This is a genomic window from Streptomyces alfalfae (genome assembly GCF_004127445.1).
In the GTDB taxonomy this organism is placed as follows: domain Bacteria; phylum Actinomycetota; class Actinomycetes; order Streptomycetales; family Streptomycetaceae; genus Streptomyces; species Streptomyces alfalfae.
Genome location: NZ_QEXM01000025.1, coordinates 273261 through 290226 on the forward strand (window position 1 = coordinate 273261; position 16966 = coordinate 290226).

General features: G+C 71.8%; 17 protein-coding genes. 8 read left to right on the plus strand and 9 right to left on the minus strand.

What is annotated here, in order from left to right; translation table 11 throughout:
* From DCW30_RS10745 to pdhA, 3 genes are read right to left on the minus strand one after another with little or no spacing between them, the layout of a single operon-like run.
* A complete protein-coding gene (locus DCW30_RS10745) occupies nt 1-1560 on the minus strand; it encodes a dihydrolipoamide acetyltransferase family protein (RefSeq protein WP_079250054.1) in 1560 nt (519 codons plus the stop codon).
* Nucleotides 1560-2576, minus strand: a complete 1017-nt coding sequence (locus DCW30_RS10750; RefSeq protein WP_062774443.1) for an alpha-ketoacid dehydrogenase subunit beta — start codon at nt 2574-2576, stop codon at nt 1560-1562. The genes DCW30_RS10745 and DCW30_RS10750 overlap by 1 nt, the downstream gene beginning before the upstream one ends.
* The gene (pdhA, locus tag DCW30_RS10755; protein WP_076685302.1) at nt 2573-3718 is read right to left on the minus strand and encodes a pyruvate dehydrogenase (acetyl-transferring) E1 component subunit alpha; all 1146 of its coding nucleotides are present in this window, start codon (nt 3716-3718) and stop codon (nt 2573-2575) included. The genes DCW30_RS10750 and pdhA overlap by 4 nt, the downstream gene beginning before the upstream one ends.
* 190 nt (nt 3719-3908) lie before the next feature.
* On the opposite strand from pdhA, the gene DCW30_RS10760 reads away from it, so the two are divergent.
* A complete protein-coding gene (locus tag DCW30_RS10760; protein ID WP_373568993.1) occupies nt 3909-4418 on the plus strand; it encodes an Lrp/AsnC family transcriptional regulator in 510 nt (169 codons plus the stop codon).
* Between the two features lie 102 nt (nt 4419-4520).
* Here DCW30_RS10760 and DCW30_RS10765 read toward each other — a convergent pair whose 3' ends face one another.
* Nucleotides 4521-5114, minus strand: a complete 594-nt coding sequence (locus tag DCW30_RS10765; protein WP_076685303.1) for a TetR/AcrR family transcriptional regulator — start codon at nt 5112-5114, stop codon at nt 4521-4523.
* The gene (locus DCW30_RS10770; protein WP_076685304.1) at nt 5111-6622 is read right to left on the minus strand and encodes a 3-hydroxyacyl-CoA dehydrogenase; all 1512 of its coding nucleotides are present in this window, start codon (nt 6620-6622) and stop codon (nt 5111-5113) included. Before DCW30_RS10770 ends, DCW30_RS10765 begins: the two co-directional genes overlap by 4 nt.
* Nucleotides 6623-6817: 195 nt before the next feature.
* Here DCW30_RS10770 and paaN point away from each other — a divergent pair, with 195 nt between their 5' ends.
* The gene (paaN, locus tag DCW30_RS10775; protein WP_076685305.1) at nt 6818-8509 is read left to right on the plus strand and encodes a phenylacetic acid degradation protein PaaN; all 1692 of its coding nucleotides are present in this window, start codon (nt 6818-6820) and stop codon (nt 8507-8509) included.
* Nucleotides 8510-8573: 64 nt separating this feature from the next.
* Here the strand turns inward: paaN and DCW30_RS10780 are convergent, their stop codons facing one another.
* From DCW30_RS10780 to DCW30_RS10790, 3 genes are read right to left on the minus strand one after another with little or no spacing between them, the layout of a single operon-like run.
* Entirely contained in the window at nt 8574-9371 is a 798-nt protein-coding gene (locus DCW30_RS10780) for a TrmH family RNA methyltransferase (RefSeq protein WP_062774431.1), read from the minus strand.
* Nucleotides 9368-10639 carry an HTTM domain-containing protein gene (locus DCW30_RS10785; RefSeq protein ID WP_076689078.1) on the minus strand — a complete coding sequence of 424 codons (1272 nt, stop codon included), beginning with the start codon at nt 10637-10639 and terminating at the stop codon, nt 9368-9370. Before DCW30_RS10785 ends, DCW30_RS10780 begins: the two co-directional genes overlap by 4 nt.
* A complete protein-coding gene (locus DCW30_RS10790; protein WP_076685306.1) occupies nt 10639-11430 on the minus strand; it encodes a DUF5819 family protein in 792 nt (263 codons plus the stop codon). The genes DCW30_RS10785 and DCW30_RS10790 overlap by 1 nt, the downstream gene beginning before the upstream one ends.
* Before the next feature lie 183 nt (nt 11431-11613).
* Between DCW30_RS10790 and paaA the strand changes: the two genes are divergently transcribed.
* The 6 genes from paaA (at nt 11614) to DCW30_RS10820 (ending at nt 16532) form a co-directional block, all read left to right on the plus strand.
* Nucleotides 11614-12651, plus strand: coding sequence for a 1,2-phenylacetyl-CoA epoxidase subunit PaaA (gene paaA / locus DCW30_RS10795; RefSeq protein ID WP_076685307.1), 1038 nt, complete (start codon nt 11614-11616; stop codon nt 12649-12651).
* Entirely contained in the window at nt 12648-12938 is a 291-nt protein-coding gene (gene paaB, locus DCW30_RS10800) for a 1,2-phenylacetyl-CoA epoxidase subunit PaaB (RefSeq protein WP_076685308.1), read from the plus strand. Before paaA ends, paaB begins: the two co-directional genes overlap by 4 nt.
* Complete coding sequence (paaC, locus tag DCW30_RS10805; RefSeq protein ID WP_076685309.1) at nt 12935-13669, plus strand: 1,2-phenylacetyl-CoA epoxidase subunit PaaC; 735 nt, start codon at nt 12935-12937, stop codon at nt 13667-13669. The genes paaB and paaC overlap by 4 nt, the downstream gene beginning before the upstream one ends.
* Nucleotides 13663-14163 (plus strand): 1,2-phenylacetyl-CoA epoxidase subunit PaaD, encoded by a 501-nt coding sequence (paaD, locus tag DCW30_RS10810; RefSeq protein ID WP_076685310.1) that lies wholly within the window; start codon nt 13663-13665, stop codon nt 14161-14163. The genes paaC and paaD overlap by 7 nt, the downstream gene beginning before the upstream one ends.
* Complete coding sequence (locus tag DCW30_RS10815; RefSeq protein ID WP_076685311.1) at nt 14163-15242, plus strand: 2Fe-2S iron-sulfur cluster-binding protein; 1080 nt, start codon at nt 14163-14165, stop codon at nt 15240-15242. Before paaD ends, DCW30_RS10815 begins: the two co-directional genes overlap by 1 nt.
* 156 nt (nt 15243-15398) lie before the next feature.
* Complete coding sequence (locus DCW30_RS10820; protein WP_076685312.1) at nt 15399-16532, plus strand: acyl-CoA dehydrogenase family protein; 1134 nt, start codon at nt 15399-15401, stop codon at nt 16530-16532.
* Between the two features lie 44 nt (nt 16533-16576).
* Here DCW30_RS10820 and DCW30_RS10825 read toward each other — a convergent pair whose 3' ends face one another.
* Nucleotides 16577-16924 carry a rhodanese-like domain-containing protein gene (locus DCW30_RS10825; protein WP_076685313.1) on the minus strand — a complete coding sequence of 116 codons (348 nt, stop codon included), beginning with the start codon at nt 16922-16924 and terminating at the stop codon, nt 16577-16579.
* Nucleotides 16925-16966 lie beyond the last annotated feature (42 nt).

A 16966-nucleotide genomic window follows, 5' to 3' on the forward strand; every position in this document is an offset into this window, starting at 1 on the left:
TCACACCGATCGCAGGAGCACCGCCGGCTGTTCGACGCAGTCCGCCACGTGGCGCAGGAAGCCGCCCGCCGTGCCGCCGTCGCAGACCCGGTGGTCGAAGGTGAGCGACAGCTGGACCACGTGCCGCACCGCCAACTCGCCCTGGTGCACCCATGGCTTGGGCACGATCCGGCCCACGCCGAGCATGGCGGCCTCGGGGTGGTTGATGATCGGCGTGGAGCCGTCGACCCCGAACACCCCGTAGTTGTTCAGCGTGAAGGTGCCCCCGGTCAGCTCGCCGGGCGTGAGCGTCCCGGCGCGCGCCTGTTCCGTGAGCCGTATCAGCTCGGCGTTGATCGAGGCGGTCGTCCGCGCCTGCACGTGCCGCACCACGGGCACGACGAGCCCCCGGTCGGTCTGCGCGGCGAACCCGATGTGGATGTCGGCGAAGCGCCGCACCTCCCGCTTCTCCATGTCCACGCTGGAGTTCAGCTCGGGGAACCGTGCGAGGGCCGCCGCCGTGATGCGGGCGAACAGCGCGAGCAGCGACACCTTCTGGCCGTCGCGCTCCGTCGTCGCCGCGTTCATGGCGGTGCGCGCCGCGAGCAGTTCGGTGGCGTCGGCGTCGACCCAGCAGGTGGCCTCGGGTATCTCGCGCCTGCTGCGGGACATCTTGTCCGCGACGAGGCCCCGGATACCGGTCAGCGAATGCCGGGACTCGATGCCCGCACGCGTCGGCTCCTGACCGGCCGCCACCTGGCGGCGCGCCTCGGCCGCCCCCAGGCGGATCAGCTCGTCGTCCTCGCGGGCCGCCGCACCGAGCGGCGCGGCGCCGAGCGGAGACGCCCCACGCGTCTCGGCCGCCGCATCGCTCGTCCGGCGCGGCGCGGCGCCCATCTCGTGTGTGACCGGACCGCTCCCCGCCACGGGTGCCGGCCCCGCCGCGATGGCGGACTCCACGTCGGCCCGCGTGATCAGCCCGTCCGGCCCGGAGCCCACAAGTCCGCGCAGCTCCACGCCGTGCTCCCGCGCCAGCTTGCGCACCAGCGGGGAGATCACCGGAACCGGTCCGTCCGCGCGGGCCGGGGCGGCGGCCTCGCGGACGTGGCCGGTCGCCCGTGCCATGTCGGCGGAGGATGCGGACGCCGGGGGAGTCGGCTGCTGCCCCTGAACGGCGGCCCGGGTGGGCCGCAGCCTCCTGCGGCGGGCCGGGGCGGCTGCCGTGCCGTACCCGACCAGGACGTTGCCGGAGGATTCCTCCGCCGCCGTCCGCAGCGCGCGCTCGGCGGGCTCCTGCGGGGCAGGCGCCTCGGCGGGCGCGCCCACGGTCGCGGGAGCGCCCACGGCGACGGTCAGCAGCGGGGCCCCGACGGGCATCTCGCTGCCCTCCTCGCCGAACCGGGCGGTCACCACGCCCCCGTACGGGCAGGGCACCTCGACCATCGCCTTGGCCGTCTCGACCTCGACGACCGGCTGGTCCACCGCCACGACGTCCCCGACCCGGACGAGCCAGCGGACGATCTCGGCCTCGGTCAGCCCCTCACCGAGGTCGGGCAGCTTGAACTCAAGGACCTGCGCCATCAGCTCTCCGCCTCCCACTGCAACCGCGCCACCGCGTCGAGGATCCGGTCGACGCCCGGCAGGTGGTGCTTTTCCAGCATCGGCGGCGGATACGGGATGTCGAAGCCCGCGACCCGCAGCACCGGCGCCTCCAGATGGTGGAAGCACCGCTCGGTGACCCGTGCGGCGATCTCTCCCCCGGGACCGCCGAAGCCGTTCGACTCGTGCACGACCACCGCCCGGCCCGTGCGGCGGACGGACGCGGCGACCGTCTCGTCGTCGAAAGGCACCAGGGAGCGCAGGTCGACCACTTCGAGGTCCCAGCCCTCGGCACGCGCCGCCTCGGCGGCTTCGAGGCAGACGGGCACGGAGGGGCCGTACGTGATGAGCGTGGCGCTGCGTCCCGGGCGCCGCACCACGGCGCGTCCTATCGGTTCAACGGGCGAGGGCGCTTCGGGGTTCCAGTCGGCCTTGGACCAGTACAGCCGCTTCGGTTCGAGGAAGACGACCGGGTCGTCGGAGGCGATGGACGCGCGCAGCAGGCCGTAGGCGTCGGCGACCGTGGCCGGTGTGACGACGTGCAGTCCCGGGGTCGCCATGTAGTACGCCTCGGAGGAGTCGCTGTGGTGCTCGACGCCGCCGATCCCGCCGCCGTAGGGCACGCGGACGGTGATGGGCAACGGCATGGTGCCGCGGGTGCGGTTGCGCATCTTCGCCACGTGCGAGAGCAGTTGCTCGAAGGCCGGGTAGGCGAACGCGTCGAACTGCATCTCGACGACGGGCCGCAGACCGTACATCGCCATGCCCACGGCCGTCCCGAGGATGCCCGCCTCGGCCAGCGGCGTGTCCGTACAGCGGTCCTCGCCGAACTCCGCCGTGAGTCCGTCGGTGACGCGGAAGACCCCGCCGAGCGCGCCGACGTCCTCTCCCAGGACGTGGACGGAGGGGTCCTCGGCCATGGAGTCGCGCAGGGCGCGTCCCAGCGCCTGGGCCATGGTGGCCGGTTTGGTGGCCGGCTTCGCCGCGACCGTGGTCATCGGGCTTCCTCCCCGGCCTCTTCGGAGGCCGCTTCCAGCTCGGCCCGCAACTGCGCCGCCTGCTCGCGCAGTTGCGTGGTCTGCTCGGCGTACACGTGCGAGAAGAGGTCCATGGGGTCGAGCACCGGGTCCTGGTTCATGCGGGTGCGCAGGTCGGCGGCCATGGCCTCCGCGTCCTCGCCCACCCGCCTCTTCTCGTCGTCGTCCAGGAGCCCCCGCTCCGCCATCTCCCGCTCCAGGAGCAGGATCGGGTCGTGGTCGCGCCAGGCGTCGACCTCCGCGTCGTGGCGGTAGCGCGTGGCGTCGTCGGCGTTCGTGTGCGCCTCCATGCGGTAGGTGACCGCCTCGACGAGGGTCGGGCCGCCGCCACGCCGCGCGCGGGACACCGCTTCGCTCAGCACCTCGTGCATCGCCGCCGCGTCGTTCCCGTCCACGAGGCGTCCCGGCATGCCGTAGCCGACGGCCTTGTGGGCCAGGGACGGGGCCGCGGTCTGCTTGGCGAGCGGCACGGAGATCGCGAAGCCGTTGTTCTGCACGAGGAAGACCACGGGCGCCTGCCACACGGCGGCGAAATTCAGCGCCTCGTGGAAGTCGCCCTCGCTGGTGCCGCCGTCGCCGACCATGGCCAGCGCCACCACGCCGTCGCCCTTGAGGCGCGCGGCGTGCGCGAGGCCCACGGCGTGCGGGAGCTGGGTCGCGAGAGGCGTGCTCAGCGGCGCTATGCGGTGTTCCCGCGGGTCGTAGCCGGTGTGCCAGTCGCCTCGGAGCAGCGTCAGGGCGTGCGCCGGGTCCAGGCCGCGGGCGACCACGGCGAGCGTGTCCCGGTAGCTGGGAAAGAGCCAGTCCCGCTCCTCAAGGGCCAGCGCGGCGGCCACCTCGCAGGCCTCCTGACCGGTGCTGGAGGGGTAGACCGCGAGCCTGCCCTGCTTCGTCAGGGCCGTGGCCTGAGTGTTGTACCGACGGCCGCGCACCAGTTCCGCGTACAGCCGGCGCAGCAGCCCGGGATCGGCCTTCGCGGCGGCCTCGGTGCCCAGGACGCGGTACGGCTCCGGGTCCGGCAGCAGCGGCGCGGGGTCGGTCCTGTGCTGCCAGGCTGGGGGCGGGGTCGGCCGGTAGGCGCCCCGCTGCTCCATGACCGTCATGACGGCACCTCCTGAAGGGAAGCGGTCTCCTCGTGGGAGCGGCAAGGAGGCGCAGAGCTGTGACGCGCCTCACCTACCGATTGTTCGGTCGCCAGCACATTTTGGCTACAGGCACCTCCAGGCTGTGGACAAACGGTTCTCCACAGCCTGGGATGAACGCAGTACGTCCATGGTAGGGAGGCGGGGGGACATGGCATCTGAACGAATGGCCGACCGGCCCGAGAGTGATCGTCCGGAGCCCCAGCCGCCCGAACCCCGCCCCCTGGACGCCATCGACCGGGACATCCTTCAGATCCTGCACACGGACGGTCGCGCGTCGATACGTTCCGTGGCCGAGCGCGTCCACGTCTCCCGCGCCAACGCCTACGCGCGCATCAACCGCCTCATCGACGACGGCGTCATCAGGGGTTTCGGGGCGCGCATCAACCACGAACGCGCCGGGCAGGGGGCGTCCGCCTACATCACGCTCAAGATCGTCCAGAACACCTGGCGCACGGTCCGCGAACAGTTGCGCGCGCTCCCCGGCGCGTCACACATCGCACTGGTCAGCGGCGATTTCGACGTACTGCTCCTGGTGCACACGCCGGACAACCGCGCGCTGCGGGAGCTGGTGCTCACCCGGCTGCAGTCCATCCCCGAAGTCCTCAGCACGCGTACGTTGCTGGTCTTCGAGGAGGACGACCTGGAGCCGGAGAGCTGACGGACGGCCCAGGGCCGGAGAGCCGACGGCCGACCCGAATCCGGAAGGCACGGGCAGCCGGCGAGCTGACGCCGGCGAGCGGCCCGTGTGGTCGGCGCGTGGTCAGCGCGTGGTGCGCAGGCCCGCGAAGGCCAGCTGCACTACGACGTCGGCGATCTGCTCGCCGTTCGCCGCGCCCCGGCTCTCCGGCCGGTACCACTCCACGATGGAGTTGATCATCCCGAAGAGCAGCCTGGTGGCCAGGCGCAGCTCGACGTCGGACCGCAGGTCCCCGTCCGCGACGGCCTCCTTCAGCAGCTCGGCCACCTGCTGGTCGAACTCCCGACGCCGCTCCAGGGCCCACCGCTCGGTGTCGGTGTTGCCGCGCACCCGCAGCAGCAGCGTCACGTACGGCAGTTCGGCGACCAGGACCTCCACCGTGCGGCGCGTGACGTACTCCAGGCGCTCGACCGCACTGCCCACGCGCGCGTGCTCCTCGGCGAGGATGCCGAAGAGGCCGTCGATCGCCCGGCTCACCGCGCGGCGCAGCAGCTCCTCCTTGCCCGTCACGTGGTGGTAGATGGAGGACTTGGAGATACCGGCCGCCTTGGAGAGGTGCTCCATGGAGGTGCCGTCGTAGCCCCGCTCGTTGAAGACCCGGACGGCCACGCTCAGCAGCGTCTCCGGGGTGTAGGTGTCCCGCCGGGCGGTGGTCATGAGTGTTCCTCTCGCACGGCCTGGCGCCGCAGGGCCTGGGACGGGGCGTAGCGCCCCGTGGGGTACTCCTCGTGCAGCGTCTCCAGCGACTCGGCCACGCGGTACGCGGTCAGCCTGCGGCCCCATTCGACCGGGCCGAGCGGGTAGTTCACGCCGAGGCGCATGGCGGTGTCGACGTCCTCGGCGTCCGCCACCCCGCGCCCGACGGCGTCCAGGGCGAAGTCCACGAGCATCCATACGGTGCGCGCCACGATCATCCCCGGGGCGGACCCGATGACGCTGACCTTCTTGCCGAGCGCCTGGAACAGGCCGATCGCCTCCCGCAGGCCCTTCTCATCCACCCTGCTCGACGGGGAGAGCGCGATACGGGTCGCTGCTCCGTAGTCGAGCGCGAGGTCGAAGTGGATGGTCGGCTCCACCGCCGCCGCCATGCCCGAACCGTCGGTCAGGGCCAGCCACGCGCCACTGGGCAGCTCGATGCCGCCGGGGTGGCTGGGCGCGCCCTGCGCGTGCCGGATCTCGATATCCGCCTTCTGGATGAGGCCGACCAGCGCCTCGGCGGGGAAGAGGTCGCCGTGCAGGGTGACAGAGCGCGGGGCGTCGGCGGGCTCCGCGGTGTGCGGCTGCGGGCGCGGGACGTCGTCCCCGTAGGCGTACCAGCCCCGGCCCGACTTGCGTCCCAGGCGTTGTGACTCGACCAGCCGCCGCTGGGCGAGGGAGGGGGTGAACTTGGGGTCCTGGAAGAACGACTCCCACACCGACCGCGTGACGGCTTCGTTGACGTCCTGGCCGATGAGGTCGGTGAGCTCGAAGGGGCCCATCGTGAAGCCGCCGCACTCGCGCAGGACCGCGTCGATCGTGGCGGGGTCCGCGACCCGCTCCTCGTACAGGCGCAGGGCCTCGGCGTAGAAGGGCCTGGCGACGCGGTTCACGATGAAGCCGGGGGTGTCCGCGCTGCGCACCGGTGTCTTGCCCCAGGCCTTCGCCGTCGCGTACGCGCGCGTGGCCGACCGCTCCTCGGTCGCGAAGCCGCTGACGACCTCGACGAGGGGCAGCAGGGGCGCCGGGTTGAAGAAGTGCAGTCCCACGAAGCGGCCCGGCTCCCGCAGGGCGCCCGCGATGGCGGTCACGGAGAGGGAGGAGGTGTTGGTGGCCAGCAGGCAGTCCTCGGCGACGATGTCTTCGAGCTGCCGGAACAGCTGCTGCTTGACGTCCAGTCGCTCCAGTACCGCCTCGATGACCAAGCCGCAGCCGGCGAGCTCCGAGAGGTCGTCGGCCGGGGTGAGCCGGGCGCCCGCGGCGGCGCGGTCCCCGGCCGTGAGCCTGCCCTTCTCCACGAGGCGGTCGAGGCGGGCCCCGATCGCGTCGGCGGCGGCCCGGGCGCGGCCGGGCGCGGCGTCGTACAGCCGCACGGGGTGGCCCGCCACCAGGGCGACCTGTGCGATGCCCTGCCCCATGGTTCCGGTGCCGACCACGGCAACGGCGCTGCTGAGCCTGAGTGCTGTCATGCTCGCGATCCTCCCGCACGGTCCGCCGGCCGGCGGTCCTGGGGTGGCGTGAAGAAGTTGTCCACAGGTTCGACGGACCCTCTTGTCCCGACCGATCGTTCGGTTACTCTAGCTGTGTCAGACAGTCCCTGCCCACTGTTCCTGCCCAGCTCGCCAGCTCGATGGAGAGCTGACCGACGAGGAGTTGGTCCTGCCATGGCCGCCGAAGTCACCGCGCAACAGCTGATCGCGAAGCACCGGCCCACGCTCGATCAGGCGCTTCAGACCATCCGCACGCGCGCGTACTGGTCCCCGCACCCCGAGCACCCCAAGGCCTATGGCGAGGACGGCAGCCTGAGCCTGCCCGAGGGCAAGGCCGCCTTCGACGCCCTCCAGGGCACGCGCTTCGAGCTCGACCAGCCCGGCACCGACGACTGGGTGGGCGGCGAAGTCTCGCCGTACGGACCGGAGCTGGGCATCACCTATCCCCACCCGGACATCGACACCCTGCTGCCGGCGATGCGCGCCGGAATGCGCGCCTGGCGGGACGCGGGCGCGGAGACGCGCGCGGTGGTCTGCCTGGAGATCCTGGCCCGGATCAGCGCCCGCACCCACGAGTTCGCGCACGCGGTCATGCACACCAGCGGCCAGGCCTTCATGATGGCCTTCCAGGCGGGCGGCCCGCACGCCCAGGACCGAGGCCTCGAAGCGGTCGCGTACGCGTTCGCGGAGCAGACCCGCACACCCGACACCGCCGACTGGAACAAGCCGCAGGGCAAGCGGGACCCCCTCGCCATGACCAAGCGGTTCACGCCCGTGGGGCGTGGCGTCTCGCTCCTGATCGGCTGCAACACCTTCCCGACGTGGAACGGCTATCCGGGCCTCTTCGCCTCGCTCGCGACCGGCAACCCCGTCCTGGTGAAGCCGCACCCGCGCGCGGTGCTGCCGCTCGCCCTGACGGTGCGGATCGCCCGCGACGTCCTCACCGAGGCCGGTTTCGACGCGAACCTCGTGTGCCTGGCCGCCGAGCGGCGGGACGAGGGCATCGCCAAGACGCTCGCCACCCGCCCCGAGATCAAGATCATCGACTACACCGGATCGTCGGAGTTCGGCGACTGGCTGGAGGCCAACGCCCGCCAGGCGCAGGTCTACACCGAGAAGGCCGGGGTCAACACGGTCGTCGTCGAGTCGACCGACGACTACAAGGGAATGCTGGCGAACCTCGCCTTCTCCCTGTCGCTCTACAGCGGCCAGATGTGCACCACCCCGCAGAACCTCCTGATCCCGCGCGACGGCATCCGGACCGACGCGGGGGCCAAGTCCTACGACGAGGTGGTCTCCGACCTGGCGGCCTCCGTCAGCGGCCTGCTGGGCGACGACGCCCGGGCGAACGGCATCCTGGGCGCCCTGGTCAACCCGGACGTGAAGGCCCGCCTCGATGCGGCCTCCGGACTCGGCGAGGTGGCCCTCTCCTCCAAGGAGATCACCAACCCCGACTTCCCGGACGCCGTGGTCCGCACCCCGGTGATCGTCAAGCTGGACGGCGCGAAGCCCGACGCCGAGGCGGCCTATCTCAGCGAGTGCTTCGGCCCGGTCTCCTTCGCGGTCGCCGTCGACTCGGCGGCGGACGCGGTGCGGCTGCTCGGCCGGACGGTGCGCGCCAAGGGAGCGATGACCGTGGGCGCGTACACCACGTCGGAGGAGGTCGCCGCGGCCGTCGAGGAGACCTGCCTGGAGGAGTGCGCCCAGCTGTCGCTGAACCTCACGGGCGGCGTCTATGTGAACCAGACAGCGGCGTTCTCGGACTTCCACGGCTCGGGCGGCAACCCGGCGGCGAACGCCGCGCTGTGCGACGGCGCGTTCGTGGCCAACCGCTTCCGTGTGGTGGAGATCCGCAAGGACGCGTGACGCCGGCGGGGTCCGGGCCTCCTTGAGGGGCCCCGGACTCCGTGAGGCCCGGTGGCGGGCGGGTTCAGGCCTGTGGGCCGGGAGGCCCGCCAGCGCCGGGAGGGCTGCCCGCCGACCAGTGGAACAGCGTCATGCCCACGCTCGTCGCCAGGTTGTAGCTGGAGACCTGCGGACGCATCGGCAGCGACACCAGGTGGTCCGCGCGCTCGCGCAGCGCCGCCGACAGGCCGCTGCGTTCGGATCCGAAGGCGAGCACGGCGTCGTCGGGGAGCTTCAGCCCCCGGATGTCCTCGCCCTCGGCGTCCAGCGCGAACACCGGCCCCGGCGGCAGCGCGGCGACCTCCATCCGCTCCACGGCCGTCGCGAAGTGCAGGCCCGCGCCACCGCGCACGACGGTCGGGTGCCAGGGGTCCAGCGTGCCGGTGGTGACGACACCGGTCGCCCCGAACCCGGCGGCCAGCCGGATCACGGCGCCCGCGTTGCCGAGGTTACGGGGGTCGTCGAGCACGATGACCGGCGCGGCCCGCGGCAGGCGCCCCAGGGCCTCCAGATTGCCGTCGCGCGACGGACGCTCGGCGAGCGCGGCGACCGCCGTGGGGTGCAGACGCGGCACCAAAGCCCGCAGCCGCTCGTCGTCGACCGGCGCCAGCAGGGCCTCCAGCGCTTGGCGCACATCCGGAGCCAGCTCGTCCGCGAGGGCCAGCACACCGGCCCTGTCGCTGGTCAGCGCGGCCGGGACGCGCGCGCCGAAGCGCAGGGCGTGCTTGATCGCGTGGAAGCCGTCGAGCAGCACACAGGTGTCCGCGAGGCCGCGCCAGACACGCACGGCGTCGGCCGGGTCCGCCCCGGAAGTGCTGTTCATGGAGTGAAGCCTACGCGCGCGTGCTCAGCGGCCTCCGCGTCCTGCGACCGGCTCCCGACCCGCTGCTCGGGCAGGGTCTCACGGCGGGAAAGGCGGGACAGGACACGGGCCCGTGCCCCGTCACGCGCGCGTGCCGCCCAGCCGCCCAGACGCCGCAGGAACGACGTCGGCAGGAACACCGCGTCGGCGGTGATCATCGCGAGCGAGAAGAACGGCAGTCCGAGGACGACCGCGATGACGGCGTGTTCGCACATCATCGCCGCGAGCAGGACGTTCTTGACCCGGCGGTTGAAGAGGGTGAAGGGGAAGGCCACCTGCATGACGACCGTCCCGTACGTGACGGCGAGCAGCACCAGGCCATGGGAGGCCAGCAGCTCGGAGAGGGCGGGCCAGGGGGAGAAGTAGTCGAGGTTCAGCGGATAGTAGACGGCCGTGCCGTCCTGCCAGCGGCTGCCCTGGACCTTGTACCAGCCGGCCGTCGCGTAGATGAGGCAGGCCTCGACCATGATGATGAGCAGCCCCGCGTTGTGGACGAGGTTGGCGACGACGTCGAGGAGTTTGCGGAGCTCGCTGTGCGGGGCGCGCCGCCCCACGGCCCACCACAGGCCGTGCACCGCGAGGAGCCCCCAGAAGATCACCAGCCAGCCGCGGTTCAGCTCCCCCGTGAACGTCACGGCCGCCAGCGTCAGGCCGAGCACCCACCACAGGACGGGCCCCACCCGGTCGACCGGCTCTCCGGCGTCCGGCCGCAGAGCCCCGGCTTCGCCGACCGCCTCGTCCCGGACGCCTCCACGCGCGCGTGCCCGGCGTCGGGCATCCAGTGACCAGACCTGCCCGCACCTGGTCAGCACCAGGTAGGTGGACATGAGGTGGATGACGTTGTCGCCGCCGTCGCCGATGAAGATGCTGCGGTTCTGCAGCGACAGCACACCGATCATGAAGAGCACGGACATGGCGCGCGTGTGCCAGCCGAGCATCAGCAGCGCGCTGCTCAGCACCGCGAGGGTGTAGACGATCTCGAACCAGACGTGCCCGTCCGACCACATCAGCGCGGTGAAGGCGCCGTTGCCCGCGATGAGCTGCTGCGCCATGTCCCAGTTCCAGGGGCTGTCGGGCCCGTACATCTCATGGCGGTGGGGGAGTTCGCGCAGCAGGAAGAAGAGCCAGGTGGCGGCGAAGCCGATGCGGATGATCGCCGTCTGGTACGGGCCGAGGGCGAAGCCGGTGACCTTGCCCAGTCCGCGCGTGAGGGGGCGTTCGACACGGATCACCGGCCGGCTCCCTTCGCGCCCGCGCGCCCGCCGTCGGCAGCGTCGTCGCCGGCTGCGCCTCCGGTGAGCGGCAGGTCGTCCGGCGTCACCGTCCACCACGGGAGCTGCCGGTAGACCGGCTTGGTGGAGACCTTCTCCTCGCTCCACTTCGGAGGCCGCACGTTCGTCGTCCTGGAGCGCACCTGTATGCGCACGATCTCGTCCCCCTCGCCGCCCGGACTCTCCCGGTCGAGCCGCATGTACGCGATACGGCGGACGTAGTTCTCCGAGAGCTGCCCGCGCAGGCCTATGGGACGGTTCTTGTTGTCGTGCGAGCCGACGTAGAAGTCCCAGGCGCGGCGCAGCTCGTTCTGCTGCGTGTGGCTGGGCAGCGGGTTGCCGTCGATGCGGGCGCCGTCCTGCGCGGACAGGTCGTACCAGTCGGTGGTCCGCACCGTCCCCTGCGCCGTGTCGAGCTCCGCCCTGGCCTGCACGCCGACGTTCTGCTGGAGCGGGTTGGGGGCGAACAGCTTCCAGTTCTGCTCGAACTCCGGATAGATCCACTCGTCGATCACGTCGCCGTGCTGCTTCGTCGCCGTGTTCGAGGGGGCTACGTGGAAGAAGAGCATCGCCACGTGGGCGCACGCGGCCACGGCGATCACGGCGAGGGCGCAGGCCGCGGCGATCTGGTGACCGAGCTTCAGGCCGGCGATGCCGATGGGCGGCGGGGCATGCTCCGGCGCCCGCGTCGGAACGGGCCCGTCAGGCCCGGCTGACCCACCGCCGGAATCCTTGTCGTACCCGCTCATTCCGCCCCGTTCCCCGAATCCGCTCCACACCCTGCCGCCGGAACGGTACTCAGGCCTGCCCACCGCACGCAGCGTCCGTGAAGTTATCCACAGGGTTGACACCTTATGGCGACGCGCCGCACCATTGAATCCAACGAACCGAACGATCGGTCGGGCGGTTCGCTCAGGTCGAGGGGGACCGAGATGGCCACAGCAGCCGCACAGAAGGCGGCGGAGACGGAGCCCGGCGGCGCCGGGTCGACAGCCGCGCGCGCGGCGGAGCAGCAAGCCGCCTTCGACGAGGCGGTCGCCGCCGACGAGCGCATCGAGCCGCGCGACTGGATGCCCGATGCCTATCGCACGTCCCTGATCAGGCAGATCGCGCAGCACGCGCACTCGGAGATCATCGGCATGCAGCCCGAGGCGAACTGGATCACGCGCGCCCCCTCCCTGCGGCGCAAGGCGATCCTCATGGCCAAGGCGCAGGACGAGGCCGGACACGGCCTGTATCTCTACAGCGCGGCCGAGACCCTCGGCGTCAGCCGCGACGAGCTGCTCGACAAACTGCACTCGGGCCGCCAGAAGTACTCCTCGATCTTCAACTACCCGACGCTGACCTGGGCGGACGTGGGCGCGATCGGCTGGCTCGTGGACGGCGCCGCGATCACCAACCAGGTCCCCCTGTGCCGCTGCTCGTACGGCCCCTACGCACGCGCGATGATCCGCGTCTGCAAGGAGGAGTCCTTCCACCAGCGCCAGGGCTACGAATCGCTGCTCGCCCTCAGCCGGGGCACCCAGGCCCAGCACGAGATGGCGCAGGACGCGGTGAACCGCTGGTGGTGGCCCTCGCTGATGATGTTCGGCCCGCCCGACGAGGAGTCGTCGCACTCCGAGCAGTCGATGACGTGGAAGATCAAGCGCCATTCGAACGACGAGTTGCGCCAGCGCTTCGTGGACATCTGCGTCCCCCAGGCCGAGTCGCTCGGCCTGACCCTCCCCGACCCGGACCTGAAGTGGAACGAAGCGCGGGGCCACCACGACTTCGGCCCCATCGACTGGACCGAGTTCTGGGACGTCCTCAAGGGCAACGGCCCCTGCAACGACCAGCGCATCACCCAGCGCAGGCGGGCCCACGAAGAGGGCGCCTGGGTCAGGGAGGCCGCGGCGGCGTACGCCACCAAGCAAGCCGGCGCCCCGCGAGCTGACACCGCGGCCACCGCACACGGAGAGGCGACAGCATGAGCAGCTCGACCGAATGGCCGCTGTGGGAGATCTTCGTCCGCTCCCGCCGCGGGCTCTCCCACACCCACGCGGGCAGCCTGCACGCGCCGGACGCCGAGATGGCCCTCCGCAACGCGCGGGACCTGTACACACGCAGGAGCGAAGGCGTCTCGCTGTGGGTCGTGCCGGCCGCCGCGATCACCGCCTCCTCGCCCGACGAGAAGGACTCCTTCTTCGAGCCGGCGGGCGACAAGCCCTACCGCCACCCGACGTTCTACGACATCCCGGAGGGAGTGAAGCACCTGTGACCACCACATCGACTCCGCCGGACAGCCGGACCGAGGCCGCCCTCGCCCTCGGCGACGACGCCCTGGTGCTCTCCCACCGCCTGGGGGAGTGGGCGGGGCACGCCCCCGTCCTCGAAGAAGAGGTCGCCCTGGCGAACATCGCCCTGGACCTCCTGGGCCAGGCCCGTGTCCTGCTCTCCTCGGTCGGCGACGAGGACGAACTGGCCTACCTCCGCGAGGAGCGCGCCTTCCGCAACCTCCAGCTCGTCGAGCAGCCGAACGGCGACTTCGCCCACACCATCGCCCGCCAGCTCTACTTCTCCACCTACCAGACCCTGCTGTACGGGCAGTTGGCAGCCGCGGACGGCGAGCTGGCCCCCCTGGCCGCGAAGGCCGTCAAGGAGGTCGCCTACCACCAGGACCACGCCGAGCAGTGGACCCTGCGCCTCGGCGACGGCACCGCCGAGAGTCACGCACGGATACAGCGCGGCCTCGACGCCCTGTGGCGCTTCACGGGGGAGATGTTCCAGCCCGTGGTCGGCCTGGACATCGACCGTACGGCGCTCCGGGAGAGCTGGACGGCCTCGGTGACGGCGGTCATCGAGCGCGCCACGCTCACCGTGCCCTCCGGACCGCAGAGCGGAGCATGGACGGCCGGCGCCGGACGCCAGGGCCTGCACACCGAACCGTTCGGGCGGATGCTCGCCGAGATGCAGCATCTGCACCGCAGCCACCCGGGGGCGTCATGGTGACGACCGCGCCCACCGCCCTGGAGACGGAACTCCTGGCCCTCGCCGGATCAGTACCGGACCCGGAGCTGCCCGTGCTGTCCCTCGCCGACCTCGGCGTGGTCCGCGGAGTACGCGTCCTCGCGCCCGGCAAGGTCGACGTCGAACTGACCCCCACGTACACCGGTTGCCCGGCCATAGAAGCCATGACCGCCGACATCGAGCAGGTGCTGCACGAACACGGCGTGGCCGAGGTCTCCGTGCGCACCGTGCTCTCCCCCGCCTGGTCGACGGACGACATCAGCGCCGAAGGCCGCCGCAAACTCACCGAGTTCGGCATAGCGCCCCCTCGCGCCCACGCGGTGGACGGACCCGTGCCGCTCAGTCTGTCGATCCGCTGCCCGCACTGCGGCTCCACCGACACCGAGCTGCTCAGCCGCTTCTCCTCCACCGCCTGCAAGGCGCTGCGCCGCTGCGCGTCCTGCCGCGAACCCTTCGACCACTTCAAGGAGCTGTGATGGCCCGCTTCCACCCGCTGCGGGTAGCGGCCGTCGACCGGCTCACCGACGACTCCGTGACGCTGACCTTCGACGTACCGCCGCCGCTGCGCGAGGAGTTCCGCTTCACCCCCGGCCAGCACCTCGCGCTGCGCCGCTTCGCCGACGGCGCCGAGATCCGGCGCACGTACTCGATCTGCTCCCCCGCGCCCCACGCCGACGCCCCCGGCGGCCCCGAGACGCTCAGGGTGGGGGTGCGGCTCGTCGAGGACGGCGCCTTCTCCACGTACGCCTTCAAGGAGCTCTGCGTCGGCGACGAGCTGGAGGTGATGACCCCCGCGGGCCGCTTCACCCTCGACCCGGCACCCGGCCGGTACGCGGCGATCGTCGGCGGCAGCGGCATCACACCGGTGCTCTCCATCGTCACGACGCTCCTGGAGCGCGAGCCGCAGGCCCAGTTCTGCCTCCTACGCAGCGACCGCACCACCGCGTCGACGATGTTCCTGGAAGAGGTGGCCGACCTCAAGGACCGCTGGCCGGGACGGTTCCAGCTGGTGACCGTGCTCTCCCGGGAGGAACAGCAGGCGGGCCTCGATTCCGGCCGGCTCGACGAGCAGCGCCTCGCACGGCTGCTGCCGGCGCTGCTGCCCGTGGCAGAGGTCGACGGCTGGTTCCTGTGCGGGCCGTTCGGCCTGGTGCAGGGCGCGGAGCGTGCCCTGCGTGACCTCGGTGTGGCCCGTCGGCGCATCCACGAGGAGATATTCCACGTGGACGGCGCTGTGGACACCACGCCCCCCGCCACGTCGTCGGTGCCCGCACCCGCGCACAGCACGGTGACCGTGACCCTCGACGGACGCTCGGGCACCTGGCCCGTCCAGGGCAGCGAGACCCTGCTGGAGACGGTGCTGCGCAACCGCGCCGACGCGCCCTACGCCTGCAAGGGCGGAGTCTGTGGAACCTGTCGCGCCTTCCGGGTCTCGGGCGAGGTCAGGATGGACCACAACTACGCGCTGGAACCGGAGGAGACGGAGGCGGGGTATGTCCTGGCCTGCCAGTCCCGACCGACCACGGACACCGTGGAGCTGGACTTCGACCGCTGAACGTCCGGCGGCGGCGCCGGTTTCCGTTCGCTTTCCCGCTCTCTCCCCTGTTCCCTTCTTGTTCCCTTCTCCTAGAACCTGTTCTATCTTGACGGGCCGTCAGATGACGCGTCGGATGACCCGCCGGGCAACGGTCGGCGTACCGGAGGACAGGCTGTGGACTTCACCTTCACCGAGGAACAGCAGGCCGTGGTCGAAGCGGCCGAAGCGATCTTCGCCGACGTCGCGCCGGACGGGGTGCCCAGCCCGGCACTCACCCCCGGCGCCGTCGCCGAGGACTTCGACCGCGCCCTGTGGTCCAAACTCGCCGACGCCGACCTGCTCGGCCTGCTCATCGGCTCGGAGCACGGCGGCGTGGGCCTCGACGCCATCGCTCTGTGCCTGGTTCTGCGCGAGTCGGCGAAGGTACTGGCACGGCTTCCGCTCCTGGAGAGCAGCGCCGCCGCGGCGGCCATACAGACACACGGCGGCGCCGAACTGCGGCAGCGGACACTGCCGCGGGCGGCCCGCGGAGAAACCGTCCTGACCGTCGCGGCCAACGGCAGGACCGGCCACGATCCGGCCGAACTCGCCGTCACCGCACAGCGCGACGGCGACGACTGGATCCTGGACGGAGTGCAGACAGGCGTCCCCTGGGCGCACAACGCAGACCTCGTCCTCGTCCCGGCCCACACACCCGACGGCCGCACCGTCATCGCCGTCGCCCCCCGCGGGACCGAGGGCCTCACCCTCGGCGAACAGATCTCCACCAGCGGCGAGCGCCTCGCTGAGCTCCGTCTGGAGGCGGTGCGCCTCACCCCGGACGACGTCATCGAGGCGCAAGGCGCCTGGGACCGGCTCCGCGACCTCCTCGCCACCGGCACCTGCGCGCTCGCCCTGGGCCTCGGCGAAGGCGTGCTCGGCATGACCAGCGCCTACACCAGCAAGCGCGAACAGTTCGGCCACCCCATCGCCACGTTCCAGGCCGTAGCGGTACAGACCGCCGACCGCTACATCGACCTACGCGCCATGGAAGCCACCCTCTGGCAGGCCGCCTGGCGCATCAGCACAGCGGCGGACAGCGCCCTGCCCACCGCCGGGGACGTGGCGGTCGCCAAGATCTGGGCCTCGGAGGGCGTACGAAGGGTCGTGCAGACGGCGCAGCACCTGCACGGAGGCTTCGGCGCCGACACCGACTACCCCCTGCACCGCTACCACGCCTGGGCCAAACAGCTGGAGCTGTCCCTCGGCCCCGCAGCGGCCCACGAGGAGGCCCTGGGCGACCTGCTCGCCGCCCACGCACTCAGCTGAGGGCGGGGGAGCCGGACAGGGCGTGCCCGGAGGACGGTGCCGAATCAGATGACCGCGCCCGGCTCGCCCTTTGCGTCGACGACCGGACGGCCCGCGGCGGCCCAGGCCTCCATGCCGCCCGCGACGTTCGCGGCGTCGATGCCCTGCTGCGCGAGGTACATCGTGACCTGGGCGGAGCGGCCACCGGAACGGCAGATCACGTTGACCCGGCCATCCTGCGGCGCGGCCTCCGTCAGCTCGCCGTAACGGGACACGAACTCGCTCATCGGAATGTGCAGCGCGCCCTCGGCGTGGCCCGCACGCCATTCGTCGTCCTCACGGACGTCCAGCAGAAAGTCGCCGCTCGCGAGGTCGTCGACACCGACCGTGGGCACATGTGATCCGAAAGCCATGCCCCGACGCTACCCGACCGACGCCGGGCATCGGACAGCGCT

Excerpts from the sequence above, each read along its gene's own strand:
- DCW30_RS10770 (WP_076685304.1), bottom strand. The coding sequence starts at position 6,622 with ATGACAGCACTCAGGCTCAGCAGCGCCGTTGCCGTGGTCGGCACCGGA.
- DCW30_RS10780 (WP_062774431.1), bottom strand. The coding sequence starts at position 9,371 with ATGAACAGCACTTCCGGGGCGGACCCGGCCGACGCCGTGCGTGTCTGG.
- DCW30_RS10760 (WP_373568993.1), top strand. The coding sequence starts at position 3,909 with ATGGCATCTGAACGAATGGCCGACCGGCCCGAGAGTGATCGTCCGGAG.
- DCW30_RS10745 (WP_079250054.1), bottom strand. The coding sequence starts at position 1,560 with ATGGCGCAGGTCCTTGAGTTCAAGCTGCCCGACCTCGGTGAGGGGCTG.
- DCW30_RS10815 (WP_076685311.1), top strand. The coding sequence starts at position 14,163 with ATGGCCCGCTTCCACCCGCTGCGGGTAGCGGCCGTCGACCGGCTCACC.
- paaB (WP_076685308.1), top strand. The coding sequence starts at position 12,648 with ATGAGCAGCTCGACCGAATGGCCGCTGTGGGAGATCTTCGTCCGCTCC.
- pdhA (WP_076685302.1), bottom strand. The coding sequence starts at position 3,718 with ATGACGGTCATGGAGCAGCGGGGCGCCTACCGGCCGACCCCGCCCCCA.
- DCW30_RS10825 (WP_076685313.1), bottom strand. The coding sequence starts at position 16,924 with ATGGCTTTCGGATCACATGTGCCCACGGTCGGTGTCGACGACCTCGCG.
- DCW30_RS10790 (WP_076685306.1), bottom strand. The coding sequence starts at position 11,430 with ATGAGCGGGTACGACAAGGATTCCGGCGGTGGGTCAGCCGGGCCTGAC.
- DCW30_RS10750 (WP_062774443.1), bottom strand. The coding sequence starts at position 2,576 with ATGACCACGGTCGCGGCGAAGCCGGCCACCAAACCGGCCACCATGGCC.
- DCW30_RS10765 (WP_076685303.1), bottom strand. The coding sequence starts at position 5,114 with ATGACCACCGCCCGGCGGGACACCTACACCCCGGAGACGCTGCTGAGC.
- paaN (WP_076685305.1), top strand. The coding sequence starts at position 6,818 with ATGGCCGCCGAAGTCACCGCGCAACAGCTGATCGCGAAGCACCGGCCC.
- paaD (WP_076685310.1), top strand. The coding sequence starts at position 13,663 with ATGGTGACGACCGCGCCCACCGCCCTGGAGACGGAACTCCTGGCCCTC.
- paaA (WP_076685307.1), top strand. The coding sequence starts at position 11,614 with ATGGCCACAGCAGCCGCACAGAAGGCGGCGGAGACGGAGCCCGGCGGC.